At 67.3% G+C, this 23107-nt stretch carries 20 protein-coding genes; 7 read left to right on the forward strand and 13 right to left on the reverse strand.

Annotation, left to right across the window (positions count from 1 at the left end; translation table 11 throughout):
* Nucleotides 1-134 precede the first annotated feature (134 nt).
* Both L284_RS26385 and L284_RS48610 read left to right on the forward strand, forming a co-directional pair.
* On the forward strand, nt 135-1058 hold the full coding sequence (locus L284_RS26385; protein WP_021232269.1) for a LysR family transcriptional regulator: 924 nt from the start codon (nt 135-137) through the stop codon (nt 1056-1058).
* Nucleotides 1059-1163: 105 nt separating this feature from the next.
* Complete coding sequence (locus tag L284_RS48610) at nt 1164-1877, forward strand: hypothetical protein (RefSeq protein ID WP_021232270.1); 714 nt, start codon at nt 1164-1166, stop codon at nt 1875-1877.
* Between the two features lie 8 nt (nt 1878-1885).
* On the opposite strand, the gene L284_RS26390 is transcribed toward L284_RS48610, so the two are convergent.
* On the reverse strand, nt 1886-2266 hold the full coding sequence (locus tag L284_RS26390; protein WP_021232271.1) for a winged helix-turn-helix domain-containing protein: 381 nt from the start codon (nt 2264-2266) through the stop codon (nt 1886-1888).
* Between the two features lie 261 nt (nt 2267-2527).
* On the opposite strand from L284_RS26390, the gene L284_RS26395 reads away from it, so the two are divergent.
* Nucleotides 2528-3178: a YitT family protein gene (locus tag L284_RS26395; protein WP_021232272.1), complete on the forward strand. Its 651-nt coding sequence runs from the start codon at nt 2528-2530 to the stop codon at nt 3176-3178.
* Nucleotides 3179-3190: 12 nt separating this feature from the next.
* On the opposite strand, the gene L284_RS26400 is transcribed toward L284_RS26395, so the two are convergent.
* The gene (locus L284_RS26400; protein WP_021232273.1) at nt 3191-3877 is read right to left on the reverse strand and encodes a response regulator; all 687 of its coding nucleotides are present in this window, start codon (nt 3875-3877) and stop codon (nt 3191-3193) included.
* A 67-nt stretch (nt 3878-3944) separates the two neighbouring features.
* Nucleotides 3945-4283, reverse strand: coding sequence for a hypothetical protein (locus L284_RS26405; protein WP_021232274.1), 339 nt, complete (start codon nt 4281-4283; stop codon nt 3945-3947).
* 140 nt (nt 4284-4423) lie between these two features.
* On the opposite strand from L284_RS26405, the gene L284_RS26410 reads away from it, so the two are divergent.
* Nucleotides 4424-6307, forward strand: coding sequence for a potassium transporter Kup (locus L284_RS26410; RefSeq protein ID WP_021232275.1), 1884 nt, complete (start codon nt 4424-4426; stop codon nt 6305-6307).
* A 34-nt stretch (nt 6308-6341) separates the two neighbouring features.
* On the opposite strand, the gene L284_RS26415 is transcribed toward L284_RS26410, so the two are convergent.
* From L284_RS26415 to L284_RS26425, 3 genes are all read right to left on the reverse strand, one after another.
* Entirely contained in the window at nt 6342-7193 is an 852-nt protein-coding gene (locus L284_RS26415; RefSeq protein WP_021232276.1) for a DUF4198 domain-containing protein, read from the reverse strand.
* 65 nt (nt 7194-7258) lie between these two features.
* Nucleotides 7259-9247 carry a TonB-dependent receptor domain-containing protein gene (locus L284_RS26420; protein ID WP_021232277.1) on the reverse strand — a complete coding sequence of 663 codons (1989 nt, stop codon included), beginning with the start codon at nt 9245-9247 and terminating at the stop codon, nt 7259-7261.
* 92 nt (nt 9248-9339) lie between these two features.
* The gene (locus L284_RS26425; RefSeq protein WP_021232278.1) at nt 9340-10281 is read right to left on the reverse strand and encodes a LysR family transcriptional regulator; all 942 of its coding nucleotides are present in this window, start codon (nt 10279-10281) and stop codon (nt 9340-9342) included.
* 472 nt (nt 10282-10753) lie between these two features.
* Here L284_RS26425 and L284_RS26430 point away from each other — a divergent pair, with 472 nt between their 5' ends.
* Entirely contained in the window at nt 10754-11581 is an 828-nt protein-coding gene (locus L284_RS26430) for an energy transducer TonB (RefSeq protein ID WP_021232280.1), read from the forward strand.
* A gap of 7 nt (nt 11582-11588) precedes the next feature.
* Here L284_RS26430 and L284_RS26435 read toward each other — a convergent pair whose 3' ends face one another.
* Nucleotides 11589-12245, reverse strand: coding sequence for a cysteine hydrolase family protein (locus L284_RS26435; RefSeq protein ID WP_235054250.1), 657 nt, complete (start codon nt 12243-12245; stop codon nt 11589-11591).
* 27 nt (nt 12246-12272) lie between these two features.
* On the opposite strand from L284_RS26435, the gene pncB reads away from it, so the two are divergent.
* Nucleotides 12273-13577, forward strand: a complete 1305-nt coding sequence (pncB, locus tag L284_RS26440) for a nicotinate phosphoribosyltransferase (RefSeq protein WP_021232282.1) — start codon at nt 12273-12275, stop codon at nt 13575-13577.
* 12 nt (nt 13578-13589) lie between these two features.
* Here pncB and L284_RS26445 read toward each other — a convergent pair whose 3' ends face one another.
* From L284_RS26445 to L284_RS26455, 3 genes are all read right to left on the reverse strand, one after another.
* Entirely contained in the window at nt 13590-14468 is an 879-nt protein-coding gene (locus tag L284_RS26445) for a class I SAM-dependent methyltransferase (protein ID WP_235054252.1), read from the reverse strand.
* A 91-nt stretch (nt 14469-14559) separates the two neighbouring features.
* Nucleotides 14560-16380 carry a diguanylate cyclase gene (locus tag L284_RS26450; RefSeq protein ID WP_021232284.1) on the reverse strand — a complete coding sequence of 607 codons (1821 nt, stop codon included), beginning with the start codon at nt 16378-16380 and terminating at the stop codon, nt 14560-14562.
* A 121-nt stretch (nt 16381-16501) separates the two neighbouring features.
* Nucleotides 16502-17860: an amino acid permease gene (locus L284_RS26455; RefSeq protein ID WP_021232285.1), complete on the reverse strand. Its 1359-nt coding sequence runs from the start codon at nt 17858-17860 to the stop codon at nt 16502-16504.
* Between the two features lie 311 nt (nt 17861-18171).
* Here L284_RS26455 and L284_RS26460 point away from each other — a divergent pair, with 311 nt between their 5' ends.
* The gene (locus L284_RS26460; protein ID WP_407635827.1) at nt 18172-19443 is read left to right on the forward strand and encodes a methyl-accepting chemotaxis protein; all 1272 of its coding nucleotides are present in this window, start codon (nt 18172-18174) and stop codon (nt 19441-19443) included.
* A 63-nt stretch (nt 19444-19506) separates the two neighbouring features.
* Here L284_RS26460 and L284_RS26465 read toward each other — a convergent pair whose 3' ends face one another.
* The 3 genes from L284_RS26465 to L284_RS26475 form a co-directional block, all read right to left on the reverse strand.
* Complete coding sequence (locus L284_RS26465) at nt 19507-20955, reverse strand: efflux transporter outer membrane subunit (RefSeq protein ID WP_021232287.1); 1449 nt, start codon at nt 20953-20955, stop codon at nt 19507-19509.
* A gap of 8 nt (nt 20956-20963) precedes the next feature.
* Complete coding sequence (locus L284_RS26470) at nt 20964-22511, reverse strand: MDR family MFS transporter (protein WP_021232288.1); 1548 nt, start codon at nt 22509-22511, stop codon at nt 20964-20966.
* Nucleotides 22508-23107, reverse strand: a 600-nt coding sequence (locus L284_RS26475) for an HlyD family secretion protein (RefSeq protein WP_021232289.1), incomplete at its 5' end; no start/stop codon positions are given. The genes L284_RS26475 and L284_RS26470, both read right to left, overlap by 4 nt.

Genomic DNA, 23107 nt, shown 5'->3' on the forward strand with positions numbered 1-23107 from the left:
CATCCTCTCCCAAAAACTTTTCCAGGGCTGGTCTTCGGACCGGCCCTTTTTTGTCTCCATTCCGGGCAGGCATTCGCCCTTAGGACGCGAGTGCACAAATGGACGAGGCCGATCTCTCCGGATAAGCAAGGACGATGCGGAAGATTTTCGAAACCGATGCAAAAGCCCCGGTCGGAGCCGATCGGGCCCGCGCACTGGAGGTTTTCGCGCTCGTCGCCGCCGAAGGCAGCTTTTCGGCCGCCGCACGATTGTTGGGGCTCACGCCTTCCGCGGTCAGCCGGACGGTCGATCGTATCGAGCAGCGGCTTGGCGTAAGGCTCATCTTGCGTTCCACGCGCGCGCTCTCGCTGACGGTGGAGGGGGAGGCTTACCTCGCCGCCGCGCGGCGCATCCTGACGGATCTCGACGAAGCGGAGCAGGCCATCGCCGATGGCGGCACTCCGCGCGGGCGGCTGCGGGTCAGCGCGGCGCAGGCGCATGGACGGCTGGCCATCGTGCCGCTGCTGGGCCGATTCGCCGCGCTCTATCCGCATATCCTCGTCGACATCAGTCTGAGCGACGGGCTGGTCGATGTCGCTGCCGGCGATGCCGATGTCGCCATCCGCCTGGGGCCGTTGGCCGACAGCCCGCTCACCGCGCGTAAACTGGGCGAGAACCGGCGGGTGATCGTGGCGGCCCCGGACTATCTTGAACGCCGGGGCACGCCGCGCGTGCCGGAGGATCTGCTCGATCACGATTGCCTGAACTTCAACTTCCGCCGGGCCGAGCCGGTCTGGCCGTTCCGCCGCGATGGCCGCGACTATGCCCTCACCGTGCGCGGCTGCATCGAGGCCAACAACGGCGAGACGCTCGGCCAGCTCGCGGCGGACGGCGTCGGGGTTACCCGCGTCGGGCGGTTCAGCGTGGCGGGCGAAATCGCTTCCGGGCGGCTGGTGCCATTGCTGGAAGCGTTCAATCCCGGCGACGTCGAGCCGGTCCATGCCGTATTTGCCGGAGGCGCCAACATGCCGGCGCGAGTGCGGGTCTTCGTGGATTTCCTCAGCGAGCATCTGCGTTAGAGCATCTTGGCGCAACTCTCCGGCCCATTCGGACGTTGGGAACTTTTCCGCCTGTCGCCGCCCGTGCGATTGGCTATATCGAGCGCCGCAGCGACGAGGGCGAAGATGAACTACGGTTACGCAAGAAAGACCTGCATGATGATCCGGCGCTTTCTGCCGTGCGGCGCGGCGTCGATACTGGCTGCCATGGCGCCGGTGGGCCTGGCGGAAGCCGCTCCTGGCCAGCCTGCTTCCGGTCAAGCAGGCGCGCCCAAAGTCAGCCCCGAGCGGTTTCCGATGATGTCGCCGGTCGGCGCGCCCGCTCCGCAGCCGGATGCCAAATCGTCAGCCGCGCCGCAGCCGATGCCCAGCCCCATGTCCTGCCCGTCCGATCCGGTCGACTTGCCGCCGGAACTGGCCGCCTGGACCAAGCGCGAACCGCTGCTTGCGGCGCGGGACACCCGCTCGCTTTCGGGGGCGCGGATCGAGATCGGCAAGGCGGTCGCGGGCGGCCTGCGACCCACCGGCGAAATACGCTACGCGACGAAGCCGGAGAAGCCGGGCGGATCGACGAGCTTCGGCGGGCTCTACACGTTCCGCGTCGCGCAGGCGGCGCGCTATCGCGTGGCCCTGGGCGCGGCGGCCTGGATCGATGTCGTGAAGGCGGGCGCGCGGCAGACGGGGGGTACGGTCATGGCCTCCACCGGTCATGGTCATGGGCCGGACTGCTCGGGCGTGCGCAAGATGGTGGATTTCTCGCTGCAACCCGGCACTTACCTGCTGCAGATCTCCGGCAACGCCGCCGCCCGATTGCCGCTGCTGGTCGCCCGACTGCCCTGAGGCAGGGTTCAGGGCGCTTTCGGCGCGAGGGGATCGCGGCGCAGGGTCTGTTCCAATGCCGCGTATTCCTCGGACTGGGCAAGCTGTGCCATGCGGGCCTGGAGCCCACGAAACTGCGCCAGGACGGTCCGACCGTCCTCGGTCACCCGCGCGCCGCGCTCTCGCCCCCCGCCAGCGACCGCTTCCACCAGCGGGACTTTCCAGCAGCGATTCATGGCGTCCACCAGCAGCCAGGCACGGCGATAGCTCATGCCCAGCACCCGTGCGGCGGCGGAGATGGAGCCTTCGTGGTCGATCGCTTCCAGCAGATCCGCCTTGCCGGGCCCCATGGCGATTTCATCGCCGCAATAGATGCGGGCTTGCAGCTTCAGTCGATGCTTGGCGGTCATGCTCTCTCAGGCGTCCGGGGCTGGGGCGGGCAGGCTAGCCCAAGAGCGCAGGCACCGCGAGGAAGAACTGACGCCCCAGGCGGTAGCGGGCATTGTGCACCTGCGAAAGATACCATTGTAGCGCGAGGCGGGGACACAGCAGTTCTTGCGCCGCAGACCCTCGGGAAAGCGCTAAAATTCCGCGTGTTTCGAAGCTCTCGACAGCACCTTCGCAAGTGCATAAACGGCGCGCGAATCATTCTGGAGACGAACCCTTTCGCCATGAACGCCATCCGCCACGGTCGCATCGAGGACATCTACGCCATCGCGGTGGGCAGCCTGCTCATCGGGCTGGGGCTGACGATCCTCCACGCCGCCGGACTGGTGACGGGCGGCATGGCAGGGCTGGCGCTGCTGGTCGGTCATTTCGCACCCCTGCCGCCCGGCCTGCTGTTCGCGCTTCTCAACGTGCCGTTCCTGTTCCTGGCGCTGAGGGCCATGGGCTCTCTCTTCACTTTGCGCACGATCGCGGCGAGCGGCGGCATCGCCCTGGCCTCGGTCCTCTCCGAACAGGCCCTGACCATAGAGGTGAAGGATCCCTTCGCCGCCGCCGTAGGGGCAGGGACGTTGCTGGGCATGGGAACCCTGGCGGTCGTGCGCCACGGCGCGGGCGTGGGCGGGGTCGGGATCGTCACGGTCTGGCTGCAGCAGCGGCGCGGGTGGAACATCGGGCGCAGCCAGATGCTGATCGACTTCGCGATCCTGGGCGCTTCCTCGTTCTTCCTGCCGCTCGACAAGCTGGCGTGGTCGGCCACGAGCGCGATCGGCATGGGGGTCGTCACCGCTCTCTGGCTGCGTCCGGGGCGCTATGCCGGGTTCTCGCCCTTGCGGGCCGCCCGGCTCGGCCGCCGCGCGGAAGCCACGGCGCCTTGAAACGCGCTTCCGTCATGCGGAGCCCATGAGCCGGTAGCCGACGCCGGGTTCGTTGCGGAGCATGGCAGGATTGGCGGGATCGTCCTCCAGCTTGCGGCGCACGCCCCTGGCCGCCACGCGCAAGTATTCCACATCGTTCTCATGCCCCGGTCCCCAGACCGAGCGCAGCAGCTGCGAATGGGTGATGACCCGTCCCGGATTGCACGCCAGCTCGGAAAGAAAGCCGTATTCCTTGGGCGTGAGATGCACTTCGGCGCCGCCCTTGCGCACCACGCGGGCGACGAGATCGATCTCCACGTCGCCGTGGCGCACCGGCCGGTCCTGGCCATGCGCCGGAAGGCGATGACGCAGCGCGGTGCGGATACGGGCGAGCACTTCGTCGCTGTCGAACGGCTTGGATACGTAATCGTCGGCGCCGAGATCCAGCGCGGCGACTTTCTGGTCGGTCGCATCGCGCGCCGACAGGACGATGATCGCCGCCAGCCCCTTGAACGCCGGTATGAGTTCCAGCCCGTCGCGATCCGGCAGGCCGAGGTCGAGGAGGACCACCTCTGGCTTGTCGATGGCAAGGGCGTTCAGCGCTTCGCGCGCGGTGCCCGCTTCCACCACGTCGTACCCGGCGCGGCCGAGTCCGGCCCGCAGCAGGCGGCGGATGGCGGGCTCATCGTCGACGACCAGGATCTTGACATTGGGGCTCATCGTCGGGGGAACTCGTCATCGAAAAAACACAGCCGGGGTCCGGGCACCGTCCCTTGCGCCGGAAATCCTAGCGCTGTCGAGAGGTGAAGTCTCCCCGCGCGCTGCAACGGCCCTCCCACAAAGCCTGCAGGTCTACCCGGCGCAGCAGGCCGGGACCGGCGATGCCGAGCAGCAGCGCGCAGAGCAGCAGCGCCACGAGGGCGGCGCAGAGCAGCAGGTCCGGAAGCGTGGCAGGGTGGACGCGCGGGGTGATGGCCCGCGCATGCTCGACAAGGGCCAGCCGCCAGAACCCCGCCAGCAGCACCAGCGCGAGCAGACGGGCGCCGATCTCCGCAGGCCACCAGCGTTGGCCTGTGCGCAGGCGCTCCAGCACGGGGCCGAGACGAGGATGGAAAGCGGCGGACATGGCGAGCGGCTCCGAGGCGGCGGGAGACGCGGACCATGGACGGGCAAGCCGTTAAGCTTCCACGGGGAATTGCGCAGCGTGCATAAAGAAAGCATAAAGTTCGTGGCGCCTTTGCGCGCGTGGGACTAGGCGCCGCCATCATGAGCGAGAACTCCGGCCATCACGGCCCCAATGAAAGCCTGACCGCGCTGTCGATCGGCGCCATCGGCGTCGTCTTCGGCGATATCGGCACCTCGCCGCTCTATGCGCTCAAGGAGAGTTTCATCGGCCATCACCCGCTGGTGGTGGACCGCCTCCATATGTTCGGCGTCATCTCGCTGATGTTCTGGACGATGATGCTGATCGTCACCATCAAATACGTTTTCATCATCCTGCGGGCCGACAACAACGGCGAGGGCGGCAGCCTGGCGCTGCTGGCCCTGATCGGCCGCACCATCGGCAAGAACCGCTGGACGCCGCTGATCGCCATGCTGGGCGTGGTGGCGACCGCGCTGTTCTACGGCGACGCCATCATCACGCCGGCAGTCTCGGTGCTTTCCGCGGTGGAGGGGCTGACGGTGGTGAACCCCGGCTTCGGCCGCTTCGTGCTGCCGATCGCGGTGGTGATCCTGATCGCACTGTTCTCGGTCCAGTCGCATGGCACGGCGACGATGGGCAGGTTCTTCGGGCCGATCATGATCGTCTATTTCCTGACGCTGGCGGTGCTGGGGGTGTCGTCGATCCTGCAGGCGCCCGAGGTGATCGCAGCGCTCAGCCCGCATCATGCGGCCAATTTCTTCATGGCGAACCCGAAGCTCGCCTTCCTGGCGCTGGGATCGGTGGTGCTGGCCGTGACCGGGGCAGAGGCGCTCTATGCGGACATGGGGCACTTCGGCCGCAAGGCGATCTCGATCTCGTGGCTCTACGTCGCCTTTCCGTGCCTGCTGCTCAACTACCTCGGCCAGGCCTCGCTGGTGCTCCGCAATCCCGAGGCGATCGGCAACCCGTTCTTCTTCATGGCGCCGGACTGGGCGCGCCTGCCGCTGGTCGCACTGGCGACGATGGCCACGGTGATCGCCAGCCAGGCAGTGATCTCCGGCGCGTTCTCGGTCTCGCACCAGGCGGTGCAGCTCGGCTTCCTGCCGCGCCTGAAGATCCTGCACACGAGCGCCAAGGCGGCGGGGCAGATCTATGTGCCGCTGATCAATTGGGGCCTGCTGGTCATGGTGATCCTGCTGGTCTTCGGCTTCCGCAGTTCCGGCAACCTGGCCGCGGCCTATGGCATCGCCGTGACCGGGACCATGGTGATCACCGCCTGCCTGCTGGGCGTGCTGACCTTCACCGTGTGGAAGTGGCATCCCGCCGTCGCGGGCGCGGTGACGCTGGGCCTGCTGTTCATCGACGGGCTCTACTTCGCCTCGAACGTCACCAAGATCCCCGACGGCGGCTGGTTCCCGCTGCTGGTGGCGGCGGTGATCTTCACGCTGATGACCACCTGGGCCACCGGCCGACAACTGGTGCGTGCGCGGTTGCAGGAGGACTCGATCCCGGTCGACGTCTTCCTGAAATCGGTCGGAGAGCGCGTGAGCCGGGTCGCGGGAACCTCGGTGTTCCTGGCCTCCACCACGGATGGCGTGCCGCCGGGCCTGCTGCACAACCTCAAGCACAATCACATCCTGCACGACCGGGTGGTGATCCTGACCGTCGCGAACAAGGGGATCCCGCATGTCGCGCCGGAGGAACGCTGCGAAGTGGAGGACCTGGGCATGGGCTTCTACCGCCTGGTGCTGCGCTACGGCTTCATGGACGAGGCGGACATTCCAGCGGCGCTGGCGGCGGAGGACCGCGCCGGCGGGCCTTTCAAGCCGATGGAAACCAGCTATTTCCTCTCGCGCCAGACGCTGATCGCCTCGAGCCGTCCCGGCATGGCGATCTGGCGGGAAAAGCTCTTCGCCTCGATGGTGCGCAATGCGCAGAGCGCGATGGAGTTCTTCAAGCTGCCCACCAATCGCGTCATCGAACTCGGCAGCCAGCTGGAGATATGAAGACGCCGGGGCAAGCGGCCCCGGCGCCGTTCGATCAGGGGGCCACGACTTCCAGGGTGGTCACGTAAGTCATGCGGCGGTCCTGAGCCCGGCGCTCGGCGGGCTTGGTATCGCTGGCCGTCGCGCTCAGCCAGTAGATCCCCGAAACCGGCCACTTAACCGCCAGCACGCCCTGCGCATCGGTGACGAGTTCCTGCGCCTGTTCGGCCTCGCGGAACTTCTTGGCGCCGGGCACCACGCTTACTTTCACACCGGCGGCCGGCTTGCCGTCGATGAGGAAGCGAAAGCGCGCCTCTTCGTCGGATACGAGCGCGGTGGGGTGAGTGATGGGGTCGAGTTCCAGGCCCTTGCCGGTGTTGAACACCGTGTTGGTGGGCGCATCGGCGGTGACGAACACCGCATTGGTGGAGAGCACTTCGGTCAGCTTCACCTCGGTGGCACCGGCGGGAATGTCGGCCAGACCGGCAACGCGGCGGACCGGCGGTGCGGTGGTGCCGGGCGCGGCGGGGCGTGGCGGCCGCCCGCCGACGCGCCATTCCTCGCCGTTGAGCTTGAAGGTTCCGGCATAGGCGGTGCGGCCGGTGCCGATCTTCCAGGTGCCGGGCTTGTCGATCTTCACGTCGAAGGTGGAGCGGTGGCGGGCCGTGGCGGCGTTTTCGATCGCGCCCTTGCTGCCGTCCGGCGCCTCGACGGTGATGCCGTCGGTCTTCATGGCGACATGGTCGGGGTGGAACAGGTCGTTGGAAACGGCGGCGTCCACCGAGACGACTTGTCCGGTGCCGGAGAGCGAGGTGGTGGACGGCAGCAGCCAGGCGCGGTGGGCATGAGCAGGCGAGACGAGCGCGGCGGAAGCGAGCCCCGCCAGAAGAAGCGTGCGAATGGTCATGGAAAAGTCCCCGATAACGAAGAGAAAAGGCGCTCCGAACCGGCCGAAGCGCCTTTGCAAATGGGTCAGAAGCGCGCGGTGAGGCCCATCCAGACGCGGGCCGGGTCGATCATGTAGCCGGCCTCTTCATAGTCGAGCCGCTTGTCGAACAGGTTCTGCACGCCGGCATGGAAGGTGAGCGCGGGAGAGACCTTGTACGATCCGCCGAGATCGACGGTGGTGTAGGATTCCACGACGAGGTTGTTGCCGCTGATCTGCGCCTCGGTCACCGCTTCCTCGCCGCGATAGACGGCGCGGGCATACATGCTCAGGCGATCGTCCGGGCGCCAGTTGAGCGAGGCGCTGGCCTGCTGCTTGGGGGTGTCGTTCAGCGCGGCGCCGGCGTTCAACCCGCTGAGCTGCTCGGAATCGGTGAGCGTACCGCTGGCGGTGACGCGCAGGGTGCGGGTGAGGTCGACGTCGATGGTCGCCTCGATCCCGCGCACCTTGGCCTTGTCGACATTGACGTAAGTCGTCGGCGGGCGGCCGATCGAGCTGACGGGCTCGTTGATGCACCAGGCCCCGGCCTGTTCGCAGGTGAGGCGGGTGATCTTGTCGTTGAAGCGGGTGTCGTAGGCGGTCAGGCTGGCCTGGAAGCCCTTGCCTTCGTACATCGCCACGGCTTCGATCGTGCGCGATGTCTCGGCCTTGAGGTCGGGGTTGCCGTAGATCGTGCCGCCCCGGCTGGCCTGGCCCCAGTCGGGCAGGGTCTGGCGCAGGTTCGGCGCGCGGAAGCCCTGCGAATAGCCGCCCTTCAGGGTGAAGCGCTCGGTGGTGTTCCACACGAGGTAGACGCGCGGCGTCCAGTGATTGCCGTACTGTTCGTCGTTGTCCATGCGGATGCCGCCGGTGAGCCGCAGGGTGTCGAGAATCGACAGCTCGTTTTCGGCGAACAGCGCCCAGTTCGTGCGGCCGGCGCCGCCGCGGGTCGATCCCGGCAGCAGGTTGCCCACCGTATCGGTGAGATCCTCGTTACGGAAGAACCCGCCCAGACTCAGCATGTTGGAGGGCAGCTTCACCGACCAGATCGACTGGGCGACCGTGTTCTTGATCCGCTTGGTGGTTTCGAGGTTCTTGGCATCCTCGTACTGGACGTAGCTTTCCGAATCGGCGAAGCCCCATCGACCGGAATGGCTGAGCGCGGCGACATAGCGCTGCTGCGTCTGGGTGTTGAGCGTGCCTTCGGGAACGGTGGCGGTGACTTCCACGGTCTTGCCGGCGGTGGAGGTCACTTCCTGGCGATAGTAGCCACCCTCGACGAGGAAATCGTGGTTCGGACCGGCGGAGAAGCCGATCTTGCCGCCCAGGCTCTCGTCCTTGCGCTCGGGCGTGCCGCCGACGACCCGGTCCTCGCTGCGGCGATTGAGCGAGCCCTGGACCTGAAGGCCCACGCCCTTCGCCAGCGGACCGGATAAGTAGAAGTTGCCGTCGTAGAAATTGCCGTAGTCGCTGCCGAGCTGCATCGTGCCGTTCACGCGCACGCTGCCGCGCCATGAAGGCGCGATGCGGCGGGTGATGACATTGACGACGCCGCCCATCGCGTCCGACCCGTAGAGCGAGGACATCGGCCCGCGCACCACTTCGATGCGCTCGATCGATTCCAGCGGGGGCAGCATGCCGCCTTCGGAATTGTTGCCGCCGTTGGTGCGCGTCTCGCGGCTGCTCAGGCGCTTCCCGTCGACCAGGATTAGCGTATATTGCGGTGACATGCCGCGGATCGAGATGTCGCGGCTGTTGCCTTCGCCAGGCGTAACAGTGACGCCGGGGATCTCCATCAGCGCATCGGTGATCTCGCGATAGGGCAGGCGCTCCAGTTCCTCGCGCGTGATGACGCTGATGGAGGCCGGCGCGTCCTTCACTTCCTGGGCGCGGCTTGTCGCGGTGACGACGATGTTTGAGGCATTGGTGGTGCCCTCGGCCGCCTCCTCTGCCTGTGCTGGTCCGGTCATGCCCAGCATGGCTGCGGCGAGACTCAGGGTAGCGGCGCTGGCGCGCAGCCCGAACTTGTCGATCACGATTCCCCCTATGGAACACTAATGCGAATGCTTTGCAGTAGCGCCCTTGGCGGCAGGGTGACCGAAGGCCAACAATCAAGATTGGATATCGACTATTTGCAAACCGCAGGGACGAGGGAAGGCCCCTCGTGGACGGCACAGGCTCGGGACAACAAGTCTCGCAACCATGCGAGCGCGGGGTCGCGATGGCTGCGCTCGTGCCAAAGCAGCCAGTATTGCAGAACCCCGAGATCGGCCGGTGCAGGTCGGGCGACCAGGTGGTGGCCGCCGCTCTCTGCAAAGCGCGCGGCCGCGCGGGAAGGCACGACCATGACGAGGTCTCCTGCCGCCAGCATGTCCGGCGCAAGCCCGAAATAGGGGAGATTGGCCACGACCTGTCGCCGTTCCGCTACCGTCCCAAGAGTGATCGTCACGCGGTCAAGCTCCGCCTCGCTTACGGTCAGCCCGAGATGGGGATAGGCCAGGAAGTCGTCGAGCGGGACGGGATCGGTGCTTTGGCCGAGCGGATGATCCTTGCGGGTGACGCAGAGGAATTGGTCCTCGAACAGCGGGCTGCGATGAAGCTGCGCCGGGTCGTGCTCGAGCCCGGAAATGGCGAGGTCGATATCGCCTTCGGCCAAAGCGCGGTGGGTGGCGTGGCTGAGCGGCACGATATCGACGGCGATAGACGGCGCCTCTCGCCGGAGCGTGGCTATGGCCGGCAGCAGCACGGCCATGACGCCGAAATCGGTGGTGGCGATGCGGAAACGCCGCTCTACGCGGGCGGGGTCGAAGCTGTCTTCCACCAGTAGCGCAGAGGTCGCCACCATCCAGTCGGCCAGCCTGCCGACGAGTTCCTCGCCGCGCAGCGTGCGCGCCATGCCATTGCCCGACCGTACAAGCAGCGGATCCTTGAGCGCGGTGCGAAGCTGCGACAGTGACCGGCTGACGCTGGGCTGGCTGATGCCTAGCGCCAAAGCGGTGCCGCTGACGCTTTTTGTTTTGAGCAGCAAGGCAAGGGTGAGAAGCAGGTTGGGCGATATCGGCAGGGCCATGCGACGCAGTTAATGCAACTGGCTCGCAATCGCAATTCCATTGGCGAAAGCGCGATAAGAGCGCAGCCGTGCATACAGCGAATGCGCCCCCTCTCGTTCGTGCCGAAGTCGCGATTTCAGGCAGATGCCCGCGAAGCCGAGATGGCGCATCCACCCGCGGATACGAACGGTCGCGGGATAGCGTCGCCCGCGATTCGAGGGCGTTTCAAGAGAGCTGGACCGTCAGCGAACAAACGGCGTCATAGGCTCGCACCGATCTTTGAATGCTATACGAGTTAGCCATATCACGGGAAGTTTTGCCCTGACGTTCGTGCGCATCGACCCGCGGACTGGAGATCTCGCAGGACACACCCTAATCCCAAAGCGCCGAGGCGGTGCAGAATCCCTCTCGACCACTGCGGTTGAAGTGGCTATGCGAATGACTCGCATTAGCCGGGCTGATGCGACGGCTTCGAGGGGGCAACCGCAGACCATGTATGCAACCTTAGATCACGCGCACCCGATCGCACCGGGCCAGGCTGCCGCCCGGCCTGAGCGTCGGCTCCGCTTCGCAGGCGATCCGCAAGCCGAACCGCTGGCCCTGGGTGCGGTCCAGCCGCGGGGTTCCGGCGCTGCCCCGGAGCGGTCGCGTTACGGCGAGGCGCGCCGCCCGAACGTGATCGCCCTGCTGGGCGCAGCGGGTATCGTCGGCGGAACGCTCGCGGCGATGCTGGCGCTCAACGTCGCCCAGGCGCGCAAGCAGGCCGCTCCCCGCCTGGTGGTCGCACAGCTCGAGGCGCCGCGGCCGCCCGCCCCGCCGCCGCCGCCCAAATCCGCGCCGCAGCCGTTGAAGCCCGTGGTGCAACCGGTCTCTCCCGTCGTCGTGCCGCCGCCGCCGGTGGTGCTGACGAGCGCTCCGGCCACGATCAGCACCTCGCCCTCGCCCGCGCCCGCGCCTGCGCCCGTACCGGTATTCGCGCCGGAGCCGCCCGCGCCTTCCGCGCCCGCCGTCGCGGTGGCCGCGCCGCCCCGCATGGAAAATGCCGGCGATCTCTCCTCGAAGATGATCGCCGCCGATCCGCCGCGTTACCCGGTCGAATCCCGTCGCAAGCACGAGCAGGGCACGGTCGTCCTGCTGGTCATCCTCGGCACCGATGGCAAAGTGGCGGACATCTCGATTTCGCGCAGCAGCGGTTTCGACCGGCTCGACAAGGCTGCGCTGTCCGCCGTTCGGCACTGGAAGTGGTCGCCCACCCGCCGCGACGGCGCGCCGGTGATGGTGCGCGGGTTAGTGGAGATTCCGTTCGTCCTGCAGACCTGACGGCCGCTTAGCCGACCGAGGCCGCGCGCGGCTCACGTCCCAGCTGCGCGGCCACCGCCTCGGCGTCCATGCCGATGCCGCGCGTCAGCGCAGCCGGAAGCTCGACGTGGAAGCCGCGCGAGAGCAGGCCCTCGATCGCCCACTTCACGCAGAAATCCGCAGCCACGCCCACGACCGTCACGTCCTTCACGCCTTGGGCGGCCAGCCCTGCGAAAAAGGCGTCCCGGCCGGTTGCTGCCCCTTTGTCGTTCCCGCGTGCATGGAACGCGCGGAGTTCCAGGCCGGGCTCTGCCCACATGTCGAACACGCCCTTCTCCAGCGTGTAGACGGGGATTGCCGGGGGGATGGCCGCGGGATCCAGCACGCTTTCCCACCCGGCCGTGCCGTGCAGGCAATGGATGGGGAACTGCCCGCTTTCGGGCGAGCCCGCGTAGACGTCCGAAACATGGGTATCGAACGTCAGCAGCACGCCCGCCGTCGTCGCCGGGTCGAGCGCGGAGAGCCAATCCTGCATGGGGGACACGATCGCTTCGGCTCCCGCCACCGGCAGCGCTCCCGAAGGCCACACGAAATCGCCCTGCATGTCCACCACCACGACGAAGCGGCGCTTGCCGGAAACCGGCTGCGGCATTGCGGAAAGGGTAATCGATCCGAGGTTTGTCATCGCGCGATATCGTCCTAAGACTGGGTCATGGTCTATACGGATATCGCAACCCGCACCTACAATCACAACTGGCGGCTCGATCCGATCGTGCGCAGCCTGCTCGATACGGACTTCTACAAGCTGCTGATGCTGCAGATGGTGCGGCATCTCTACCCGCACGTGCAGGCGACGTTCGAGCTGATCAACCGCACCAGGACGGTGCGGCTGGCCGAAGTGATCGACGAAGCCGAACTGCGCGCCCAGCTAGACCATGCGCGCTCGCTTCGGTTCGGCAAGAAGGAACTGATCTGGCTGGCGGGCAACAGTTTCTACGGCAAGGCGCAGATGTTCAGTCCGGACTTCATCGCCTGGCTAGCGGATTTCCGTCTCCCCGAATATGAGCTGCACCGCGTCGAAGGGCAGTACGAACTGCGCTTCGAAGGTCCGTGGACGCATACCATGATGTGGGAAATTCCCGCCCTCGCCATCGTCAACGAACTGCGATCGCGGGCGGCGATGAAGGACCGGGGCCGCTTCGCACTGGACGTGCTCTATGCCCGCGCCAAGGCCAAGCTGTGGGAGAAGGTGGAGCGGCTGTCGCACCTGCCGGATCTCGTGCTGTCGGACTTCGGCACGCGGCGGCGGCATGGTTTCCTGTGGCAGCGTTGGTGCGTGGAAGCGCTGAAGGAAGGGCTGGGCAGCCGCTTCATCGGTTCGTCCAACGTGCTGCTGGCCATGGATGCCGATCTGGAGGCGATCGGCACCAATGCGCATGAACTGCCGATGGTGCTCGCCGCGCTTGCCGAAAACGAGGCAGATCTGCGCGAGGCGCCCTACCGCGTGCTCAAGGACTGGAGCGATCACTATGCCGGCAATCTGCGCGTGGTCCTGCCCGATGCCTTCGGCACGGCGGCGTTCCTCGAACGGGCGCCGGACTGGGTGGCGGACTGGACCGGCTTCCGCCCCGACAGTGCCCCGCCCATCGAGGGCGGCGAGCAGATCATCCGCTGGTGGCAGGACAAGGGCCGCGATCCCAGGACCAAGCTGCTGATCTTCTCGGACGGCATGGACATCGACAGCATCGAGGCGACCTATCGCCACTTCCACGGCCGCGTGCGCATGAGCTTCGGCTGGGGCACCAACCTCACCAACGACTTCCGAGGCTGCGCCCCGTTCGACACGGCCGATCTCGACCCCATCTCGCTGGTCTGCAAGGTCGTGTCGGCGAACGGACGACCGGCCGTGAAGCTCTCCGACAATCCTGCGAAAGCGACCGGAGATCCGGCCGAGATCCAGCGTTACTTGCGCGTTTTCGGCGAGGCCGGGCGCGTGGCGGCGGCGGTTTCGGTGTGAGCGGGCAGGGTCTCAATCCACCGGATTGCGCGCCGTGACGATCCAGGCCGCCCCCTCGATCATGACCGAGGTTTCGCCCGGCCGCTGCGCGAAAGCCTTGCGCACGGCCGATGCCGCTGCGGTGCGGATGTCTTGCGGCTGATCCTCCAGCGCGCGGGATAGCGGGCCGACTTCGAAGGCCATGGCCACCGCGTCGTCCAGAGCCGCCTCCCGCGTCTCGCCCTGGCCGAAAGGGATGTCGTGATCGAACGGCAGTATGGCGATGTCCGCGAACCCGGCATCGTTCAGGATGCGCTCCAGGCGCGCCTCGTCACCGAAAGAAAAGGGACCGGGCGCGTCGGGGACCGGCGGAGGCGGAGGCGGGATCATGCCCGCGATCGCGCCCATCGGCAGCCGCACCCAATCGTTCTCCGCCGCGCCGCGCCAGCAGACGAAAGCGAGGCGACCGCCCGGTTTCAAGGCCCTGCGCATATGCGCGAAAGCGGCGACCGGCGCCTCGAAGAACATCACGCCGAAACGCGAGAACAGGAGATCGAAAGTTCGCGCCGGCAAGGGCGCGGCGGCGGCATCGGCCCGTTCGAAGGTGATGGGGGCGTCAGCCGGTGCCATCCGCCGTGCCAGGTCGAGCAGCGATGCCGAGATATCCAGGGCCGTGACCTGGCCGGTCGGCGCAACCCGGTGGGCCAGGGCGAAGCTGGTGGCTCCGGCTCCGCACCCCACGTCGAGCACGCGTTCGCCGGCCTTGGGTGCGGCTGCGGCGATCGCTTCCGCGCCGAACACGTCCAGCATGGCGTCCAGCCGGACTTGATTGGCGACCCACCGTTCGCCGCTGGAGCCGTTCCAGTCGGACACGTTGTAGACCTGCTTTCCCGCCACTTCTGCTTCGTGCATGCTGATGCCTATCTGCGAATGATTCGCAAATACTAGCGGGAGCGCCATGCGATGCAACCGTTCTGGTGGGGCCTTCGCATGGCCGGGACAGTCAGCCGATCTCAGCGGCAGCGGCGGCATTGGTGTCGCGGCGTCCGGTCGCCAGGACGATACGGTTGCGGCCTTCCTCCTTCGCGCGCAGGAGAGCCGCGTCGGCCGAGCCGATCAGGGCATGGGCCGGGCCATGGACCGGGTAGGTGCTTATGCCGATCGAGACGGTGACCGGGCCCAGCGGAACGCCGTCGTGCACGAGAGTCATGGCGGAAATCCGCTCCTGGATGAGTCGGGCCCGCTCCACCGCGCGGTCTTCGCCGCAGCCGGGGAGCAGCAGGAGGAATTCCTCGCCGCCGTAGCGGAATGCGGTTCCGTCCTCGCGCGCGGCATTGTCCAGGGTGCTGGCCACCGATCGGATCGTCAGGTCTCCGGCATCGTGGCCGAAGCGGTCGTTCAACTGCTTGAAGCGGTCGATGTCCACCATGAGGCAGCTCAGCGGCGTGCGGGCGGCATCCGCCTGGGCGACGCCGCGACGCAGGGTGTCGGCCAGTTCGTGCCGGTTGCGCAGCCCGGTGAGTGCGTCGAACAGGGCTTTTTCGTGCAGGGCGTCACGCAGCTTGAGATTGGCGAGCGCCAGTCCCACCGTTTCCGACATGAGTTCGATATAGACCTTGGTATTGTTGCTGGGCCCCTGCAATCCGGCCCTGTTTTCCAGGACCAGCAGGCCGATGGTTTCGCCTTGGGCGGTAAGCGGCACGCAGACGGTGGCCGCGGCCGTTTCCGGAGGGACGTGCTTGCAAGGCACATCGACCAGATCGCCGCCGGGCATGTGCGACTGGCCGCGCCGCAGCGCCCAGCAATCGTCGGGGGCGAAAGCCGCGTCGCTGCCGTCGGGAGACTGCCATTCCGAAGCACAGGCCATCATGCCCAGCCGCGCGTCCAGCGTGTAGAGCCGGCCCGACAGGTCCGGCGCTATCCGGGGCGCGAAAAGGCGCACGACCTCGAACAGATCGGCCACCGATTCGCAGCCTTGCAGGCGCTGGGTCATGCGTGCCAGCAGGTCGCGGACGTGCCAATCGGCATCCCGTTCGCGCTCCAGTCTCTGGCGCTCGATGCCGTTCTCGCGAAAAACGCGGATCGCGTGAGCCATGTCGCCGATTTCGTCGATCTGGGAAAGCTGCGGAGGCTCCACGGCATAGTCCTGATCGGCCAGCCGGTTCACGACGTCGCTCAGCTTGACCACCGGCTTCAGGATCCGGCGCTTCAGGACGAAGCCCAGCACGAACAGGAAGAGCAGGGCGGTGATCCCCACCATTACTTCCGAGACCGTGCGCAACCGCTGCGAAGCCTGGCTCGCCTGTTCGATAGCCCGGTCCGAGCGCTGGTCCAGCATGTAGCGGAAGCGGCCGAGCAGGAAATGCACGCGTTCCAGCTCGCGTTCGTATTCGGCGCCGAACACGATCTTGTGCGCGGTGATTTCATCCCCGCGCTTTATCGCATCTATCGCGGCTTTCTGTTCGTCCTGCAGGGTTCGCGCCCAGCGCAGGCCCTCTTCCAGAGAGCGCAGTTCCTCTTCCTTGGCACCGTTGTCCTTGAGGCGGGAGAGGCGCTGCTCCACGGGGCCGATGGCGGCCAGAGTGTGGTTATAGGCGATTTCATGGCTGGGATCGCCGGTCACCGCCGCCAGCCGCGCCTGGTCGGTAAGCTGGGCCTCGTCCGCTTCCACTTCGAAGGCGAGTTGGTCGAACAGGTCGCGCTGGCGTACGGCATCGCGCTCGATCCGGTCGGCGTTGGAGGCCATGACCATGGTTACGCCGGCCGCGATCGTCAGGCAGACCGTGCCGCCATAGGCCCAATTGGTGATCGTCGCTATGCGCATGCGGAATCCCATGTGCCTGCCGGCGGGACAGGCTCATCCCGCCTGATGCTCCTGGCCGAGTGATCTCGCCAGCCGGTAAAACCACCGTATCGGATAAGGTTTCCCGTTGGTGCTTGCGGTTTCAGCCCGCGCGCCGTCGTCCCCGGATCAGGTACAGGGCCGCTCCCAGCAGGTTCCAGAGGAGGCAGGCGACCAGGGTCTTGGTCGGAAGGCTGGCGAAAAGATAGAGGCAGCCGAGGATCGTCACCGTGCCCACGGCCATTCCGGCCGGCACGTGGAACGGGCGAGGAGCGTTCGGGTCGCGCTTGCGCAGGACGATGAGGCAGGTGCCTACGGCGGCGAAGGCGATCAGGGTGCCGGCGTTGGCCAGCGCCGCGATTTCGGAAATCGGCAGGATTCCCGCCAGGATTGCCACGATTACGGCGGTCAGCGTCGTCACCCGCACCGGCGTCCCGCGCGAGGACAGCTTCGCCATCGAGGCGGGCAGGAAGCCGTCGCGCGCCATGGCGAGGAAGATGCGGCTCTGGCCGTAGAGGAAGCCCAGCAGCACGGTGGGCAGCGCGATCACGGCGGCGATCGCCACGACATGCGCTACGCCCTCGCGGTCCATCTGGCGCAGGATCAGCGCCAGCGGCTCGGGGCTGTCGGCGAAGCGGGCGAAAGGCATGGCGCCGATCGCGGCGGCGGCGACGAGGACGTAGACCAGCGTACAGATCGCCAGCGAGCCGATGATGCCGATCACCAGGTCGCGGCCGGGATTGCGCGTCTCCTCGGCGGCGGTGGAGATCGCGTCGAAGCCGTAGAAGGCGAAGAAGATGATCGCGGCGGCCGCCATCACGCCGCGTTCGATGCCGTCCGGGCTCATCGACTTGCCGAAGCCGAAGGGCATGAAGGGCGAGAGGTTGGTGGCATCGAAAGCGGGCAGGGCGACGGCCACGAAGAGGCTGAGCGTCAGGATCTTGATGATCACCAGCACCGTATTGATCCGTGCGCTTTCCTTCGTGCCGAAAGCCAGGAGACCGGCGACCACGGCGATGATGACGATGGCGGGCAGGTTGATGAGACCGCCGAGTTCCGACCCCTGCGTCAAAGCCTTGGGAAAGCCCAACCCTTGCAGCAACGGCGCCGCATAGCCGGACCAGCCTACTGCAACCGTGGAGACGACCAGCGAGTATTCGAGGATCAGGCTCCAGCCGACGATCCACCCCACGGTGCTGCCCAGCACCTTGTGGCTGTAGCTGTAGGCGCTGCCCGCCTTGGGCATCATCGTCGAAAGCTCGGCATAGGCCAGCGCGGCGCAGGCGCAGATGGCACCGGCGATGGCGAAGGACAGCAGCACCGCCGGTCCGGCGCGGTCGGCACCGACGCCGATCAGCGTCAGGATACCGGTGCCGACGATGGAGCCGACGCCCAGCGCCAGCAGGTGCGGCCAGGAAAGCGTCTTGGGAAGGGCGGCAGGCCCAGGGGATGGAGCGGTCATCAGGGGGTGGTCCTCTCGGGTATTGTCTCTGCCCTAGCACTCGCAGGATCGCGCGCAAGCCGGCGTGCGGTCTCGTCCACGGACGGGACGTGAAGTCGCGCAAGCATCTTCCGGGTTTGCAACGATCCGAAGCGAGTGGGAGGAAAGAACCTGTTCGGTTGCGATTTGTGACAGTTCGAAGATCGGCGGTCCGGCGCGCTCTATATAGAGGAATGGATGTTTCGTCCGGCCGCAATCTGGGCGCTTCGGGCGAACAACTCAGGGGTGGGGGAATCCAGATGGAATGGTTCAGGGCCAATGCACCTATCAGGTTGAAGTTACTTACATCTTTCGGTGCCTTCGTCTTGCTGGTGGCGGTATCGGGATCGACGGGGCTGCTGGCCCCGCGTGAACTCGCGCCCTGGCTGGTGCTGGGGATCAGCGCGGTAGCGGCGATCTTGGCGGTGGCCTGCCGCGAGGCGATCGCCGGGCCATACGTTACGACCGTCGTGCGCATGGAGGGGCTTGCGGCCGGCGATCTCGACAGTCCGATCGCGTTCACGCACTACCGGGACTGCGTGGGCCGTCTGACGCAGGCGATGTTCCAGTTCCGCGCCACCGCGCAGGCCGAGATCGCCGCAAACGGCGAAGCGCAGCGCAATGCGGCCGTAGTGCAGGGAATGGCGGAAAATTTCCGCCGCCTGGCCGAGGGCGATCTCTCGGCCGACATCGTGGAAGACTATCCGGCCGAATATGCCGCGCTGAAAATCAGCTTCAACGAAGCGCTGGCGAGCCTGCGCAGCCTGCTCGGCTCGGTCACCGCCAGCACGCAGAACAGCCTCACCGGCTCGCGCGAGATCGCGCAGGCTTCGGAAGATCTCGCCCGGCGCACCGAGAGCAATGCCGCCAGCCTCGAGCAGACCGCCGCCGCGATCCAGCAGATCGACGAACGGCTGCGGGCCACCGCCCAGGCGGCGACGCGCTCGCTCTCCACTTCGGAGCAGGCGATGGGCGCGGTGCTGGACGGACGCGCCCGCACCGATGCGGCGGTCCGGGCGATGAACCGCGTGAGCGAAAGCGCCAAGGGCATCGACGGCGTGATCGAGGGGCTCGACAAGATCGCCTTTCAGACCCGTGTGCTGGCGATGAATGCGGCTGTCGAAGCGGGGCGGGCGGGGGACGCGGGGCGGGGCTTCGCAGTCGTCGCCGACCTCGTCTCGGCCCTTGCGATGCGCGCCGAGGAAGAAGCCAAGCGCGCCCGCGACCAGCTCGGCGTGACCCAGACCGATATCGAGGCGGCTGTAGGAGCGGTGGAAAAGGTGGATTCGGCCTTCGGCGTCATTTCCTCGTCGGGTGAGGAGGTGACCCGCCTTGCCCGTCAGATCGCCGCCGACAACGATGCCCAGGCCGCGGCCATCGGCGAGATCAACACGGCGGTCGGCGCCATGGACCATGCGACGCAGCAGAACGCGGCCATGGTCGAGGAAACCTCCGCCGCCGCCCGCAATCTGTCCTCGGAGCTCGCCACTCTGGCGGCCGAGGCCGATCGTTTCCGAATGGGACCGGCGATGCCTGGCCTGCGACTGGTGTCGCGGCACGGTTGAACGGATCCGCTGCGGATGCGCGAAAGCCTCCCTGCCGGTGCGGCAGGGAGGCTTTTTTACAACTCAGCGCCAGGCCAGGCCCAGCGCCTTCTGGATCGCCACATAGTCCGCAGTCAGGGCCGCGCGCGCGGAGACGAGGTTCTGTTCGGCGCTGTTGCGGCTGCGGCGGGCATCGAGCAGCGCGACCTTGGTGGCGGTCCCGGCCTGGAAGCGTTGCGCGGCCAGGCTCTCGGTAAGCGCCGCCTTTTCGCTGGCGCGGGCAAGGGCGGCCACCGTGACCCGGTCTTCGCGGAAGCGGGCGAGCGAATCTTCGGCATCGCGAAGGGCGGTCAGCACCGCGCCGCGATAGCGCGCCTCGGCCTCGTCGCGAACGGCTTCGGTCTGGCGGACTTTGGCCTTGCTCCGGCCGAAGTCGAGGAAACTCCAGCTGAGCTGCGGGGCCGCTAAGGCGGTGAAATCGTCCAGCTTGCTGAGATCGCTGATCCTGGTGCCGCCGATGCCGATCAGGCCCATGAAGGAAAGGCGCGGGAAGCGGGCGGCTTCGGCCTGACCGATCCTGGCGGTATCCGCCGCCAGCTGGCGTTCCGCCGCGCGGATGTCGGGGCGGTTGGCGATCAGGCGCGCCGGATCGCCGACGGGCACCGAGGCCGGCGGCAGCGGGATCTCGCCCTCGGCGCCGAGGCTGGCATCCAGGGTGCCGGGCGCCTGCGCGGTGAGCACGGCGAGCGCGTTCAGGAAGGCATCGCGCTCAGCGGCGAGGGGCGCGATCTGCGCACGGGCGGAGGCAAGCTGGCCCTCGGCCTGCGCGACTTCCATGGCGGTTGCCGTGCCCCGCTCCAGGCGCTGACGCGTGAGGACGAGCGCCTCCTCCTGCCAGGCGATCGACTGCTGGCCCAGCGCCATGCGCTGCTGGCGGTCGCGCAAGTCGAGATAGGACTTGGCGACATTGGCGGCGAGGCTCACTTGGACGTCGGCCAGGCTGGCCTCTGCCCCTTCCAGGCTGGCGCGGGCCGCTTCCACGGCGCGGCGCTGGCCGCCGAACAGATCGACTTCCCAACTGGCGTTGAAGCCCAGGTTATAGAGGTTGAGATCGGTGCTGCCGCCGCCGCCTTCACCCGAACCTTCTCCCCCGGAGCCCGCGTCACTCGAACCGAGGTCGAGGCCGGGGACATGGGCATGGGCATAGAGGGCCGAGGCGCTGACGCTGGGGCCGGCATTGGCGCGCTCCTGACCGAGCGCGGCGCGGGCCTGGCGCAGGCGTGCTTCTCCGACCGCGACGTCGGTGTTGCTCGCCAGGGCGCGGGCGATGAGATCGTCCAGCAGCGGGTCGCCCAGCGGCTTCCACCAGTCGGCGACCGGCGGCGCGGCGGTCACGCTCGTTCCATCGGCGCGCACGAACGTCGCGGGCGTGGGAGCGTCGGGCAGCGCCTTGGGCGGGCCGGCATAGTTCGGACCCAGGGTGCAGCCGGCAAGGAGCCCGGTAAGAACGGGCAGGAGAAGGATCGAACGCATGGTGTACCTCAATGTCCGGTCGCCAGCGGCGCATTCTTGGGCAGGGGGCGAAGGAACAGGACGAGCGGGATGACGAAGAGGATGCCGACGGACATCATCCAGAACATGTCGGCGTAGGTCATCGTCAGCGCCTGGATCTGGATGGTGCCTTCCAGCGAACGCAGGACGCCGGAGCCTTGCGCCGCGACATAGTCCTGCACCGCCACGGAATTGGCGCGGAGGCTTTCCTCCAGCCGGCGCGCGTGAAGCCAGAGCCGCTGGTCCTGGACCACGGCCACGCCCGCCAGCGCGAAAGAGCCGCCGAGGTTGCGCGCGGCATTGTAGAGGCCCGAGGCGTCGCCGGCTTCCTCCTTGGGAACCGAGCGGATCGCCGCCTGGTTCAGGAACATCATGCAGAACACCGTGCCCACGCCGCGCAGCAGCTGGGACTCCGTGAAGTCCCCGCCATCGGACAGCGGCGTCAGCCCGGTCTCCATGAAAGCGCTGAGGGCCAGCACGGAAAGGCCGATGCCTACCGAGAGACGGATGTCGACATTGCGGATCAGCCAGGGGGTGACCGGCATCATCAGCATGACCGGAATGCCCGAGAGCATCACCACCTGACCCGATTGCAGCGAGTTGTAGCCCGAGATCTGCGAGAGGAACTGCGGGATCACGTAGGACGTGCCGTAGATCACCATGCCCACGACGGTGACCATGGCCACCACGCTGCCGAACTGCCGGTCAAGCAGGAGCCTGAGCTTGATCACCGGCTGGCGCGCCAGCACCTGACCCAGCGCCAGCAGCACCAGTCCGAAGATCGTCACGCCGGTGAGCGCCACGATCAGTTCGGAGGAGAACCATTGCTCCCGCTCGCCTTCCTCCAGCACCACGGTCATGCCGCCCAGGCCCAGCGCCAGGCCGACGATGCCGAGCCAGTCCGCCTCGCGGATGAGCGAGAGATTGGCCTTCTGGTGCGGGATCGCCACCAGCAGCAGGGTCGCCAGCGCGATGCCCACGGGCAGGTTGAGGAAGAAGGCGTAGTGCCAGCTCACGTTCTCCGTCAGCCAGCCGCCCAGCACCGGGCCGACCACCGGGCCGAGCAGCGCCGTGGCGCCGAACATGGCATTGCCGATCGGCTGCTGCGCGCGCGGCAGGCGGGTCGCCACGATGGTCATGGCGGTGGGGATCAGCGCGCCGCCGGTGAAGCCCTGTCCGACGCGGCCGATGATCATCATCGTCAGGGTCGTGGAAAGGCCGCACATGATCGAGAAGGCGGTGAACAGCGCCGAGGCGACGAGTAGCAGCGTCCTCAGGCCCAGCAGGCGTTCCAGCCAGCCGGACAGCGGGATGACGATGATCTCCGCCACGAGATAGGCAGTGGCGATCCAGGTGCCTTCGGTGCCGCTGGCACCGATCTCGCCCTGGATGGTGGGCAGGGAGCTGTTGACGATCGACACGTCGAGCGTCGCCATCAGCGCGCCCAGCGTGCCTGCCGCCACCGCCAGCCAGGCGGCGGCGTCGGCGCGCTCCTCCGGCGGGGGAACCGCCTCCCGGACAGCGGGAGCCGTGCTCACCGGCGCTTGTCCCGGCGTGCCTCTTCTTCCCTGGCGATGTCGTGCTGCTTGCCCTTGGCCGAGATCGTATCGACCGTGACCGTCACCGAAAGGCCCGGAACGAGCACGCGGCGAGCCTCGGGCCCTGCGTCGATGGCGATGCGCACCGGCACGCGCTGCACGATCTTGGTGAAGTTGCCGGTGGCGTTCTGCGGCGGCAGCAGCGAGAACTGGGCGCCGGTGCCGGGGGAGACGCTTTCCACATGGCCGGCGATCTTGGTGCCGTCCAGCGCATCCACCTGGATCGTGGCGGGCTGGCCCGGATACATCAGCCCGATCTGCGTTTCCTTGAAGTTCGCCGTGACATAGAGCTTGTTCAGCGGAACCACGGTCATCAGGCGCGTGCCGGCCTGGACGAACTGGCCGGCCCGCACCGTGCGGTCGCCCACCCGGCCGTCGATGCCGGCTTTCAGCACGGTCGATCCGACGTTGACGTGGGCCGCGGCAAGCTGCGCGCGGGCGGCTTCGCCCTGGGCTTCGGCCTGGCGGATCTGCGCCTTGAGCGAGCCGATGCGGCGCTCGGCGGAAAGCAGGGCGGCGCGCTGCGCGTCGGCGGC

Source organism: Novosphingobium lindaniclasticum LE124, assembly GCF_000445125.1.
GTDB lineage: Bacteria > Pseudomonadota > Alphaproteobacteria > Sphingomonadales > Sphingomonadaceae > Novosphingobium > Novosphingobium lindaniclasticum.

Bases quoted from the DNA above. Each gene is read 5' to 3' on its own strand.
- L284_RS26385 (WP_021232269.1), top strand. From the start codon at position 135: ATGCGGAAGATTTTCGAAACCGATGCAAAAGCCCCGGTCGGAGCCGAT.
- L284_RS48610 (WP_021232270.1), top strand. From the start codon at position 1,164: ATGAACTACGGTTACGCAAGAAAGACCTGCATGATGATCCGGCGCTTT.
- L284_RS26390 (WP_021232271.1), bottom strand. From the start codon at position 2,266: ATGACCGCCAAGCATCGACTGAAGCTGCAAGCCCGCATCTATTGCGGC.
- L284_RS26395 (WP_021232272.1), top strand. From the start codon at position 2,528: ATGAACGCCATCCGCCACGGTCGCATCGAGGACATCTACGCCATCGCG.
- L284_RS26400 (WP_021232273.1), bottom strand. From the start codon at position 3,877: ATGAGCCCCAATGTCAAGATCCTGGTCGTCGACGATGAGCCCGCCATC.
- L284_RS26405 (WP_021232274.1), bottom strand. From the start codon at position 4,283: ATGTCCGCCGCTTTCCATCCTCGTCTCGGCCCCGTGCTGGAGCGCCTG.
- L284_RS26410 (WP_021232275.1), top strand. From the start codon at position 4,424: ATGAGCGAGAACTCCGGCCATCACGGCCCCAATGAAAGCCTGACCGCG.
- L284_RS26415 (WP_021232276.1), bottom strand. From the start codon at position 7,193: ATGACCATTCGCACGCTTCTTCTGGCGGGGCTCGCTTCCGCCGCGCTC.
- L284_RS26425 (WP_021232278.1), bottom strand. From the start codon at position 10,281: ATGGCCCTGCCGATATCGCCCAACCTGCTTCTCACCCTTGCCTTGCTG.
- L284_RS26430 (WP_021232280.1), top strand. From the start codon at position 10,754: ATGTATGCAACCTTAGATCACGCGCACCCGATCGCACCGGGCCAGGCT.
- L284_RS26435 (WP_235054250.1), bottom strand. From the start codon at position 12,245: ATGACAAACCTCGGATCGATTACCCTTTCCGCAATGCCGCAGCCGGTT.
- pncB (WP_021232282.1), top strand. From the start codon at position 12,273: ATGGTCTATACGGATATCGCAACCCGCACCTACAATCACAACTGGCGG.
- L284_RS26445 (WP_235054252.1), bottom strand. From the start codon at position 14,468: ATGCACGAAGCAGAAGTGGCGGGAAAGCAGGTCTACAACGTGTCCGAC.
- L284_RS26450 (WP_021232284.1), bottom strand. From the start codon at position 16,380: ATGCGCATAGCGACGATCACCAATTGGGCCTATGGCGGCACGGTCTGC.
- L284_RS26455 (WP_021232285.1), bottom strand. From the start codon at position 17,860: ATGACCGCTCCATCCCCTGGGCCTGCCGCCCTTCCCAAGACGCTTTCC.
- L284_RS26465 (WP_021232287.1), bottom strand. From the start codon at position 20,955: ATGCGTTCGATCCTTCTCCTGCCCGTTCTTACCGGGCTCCTTGCCGGC.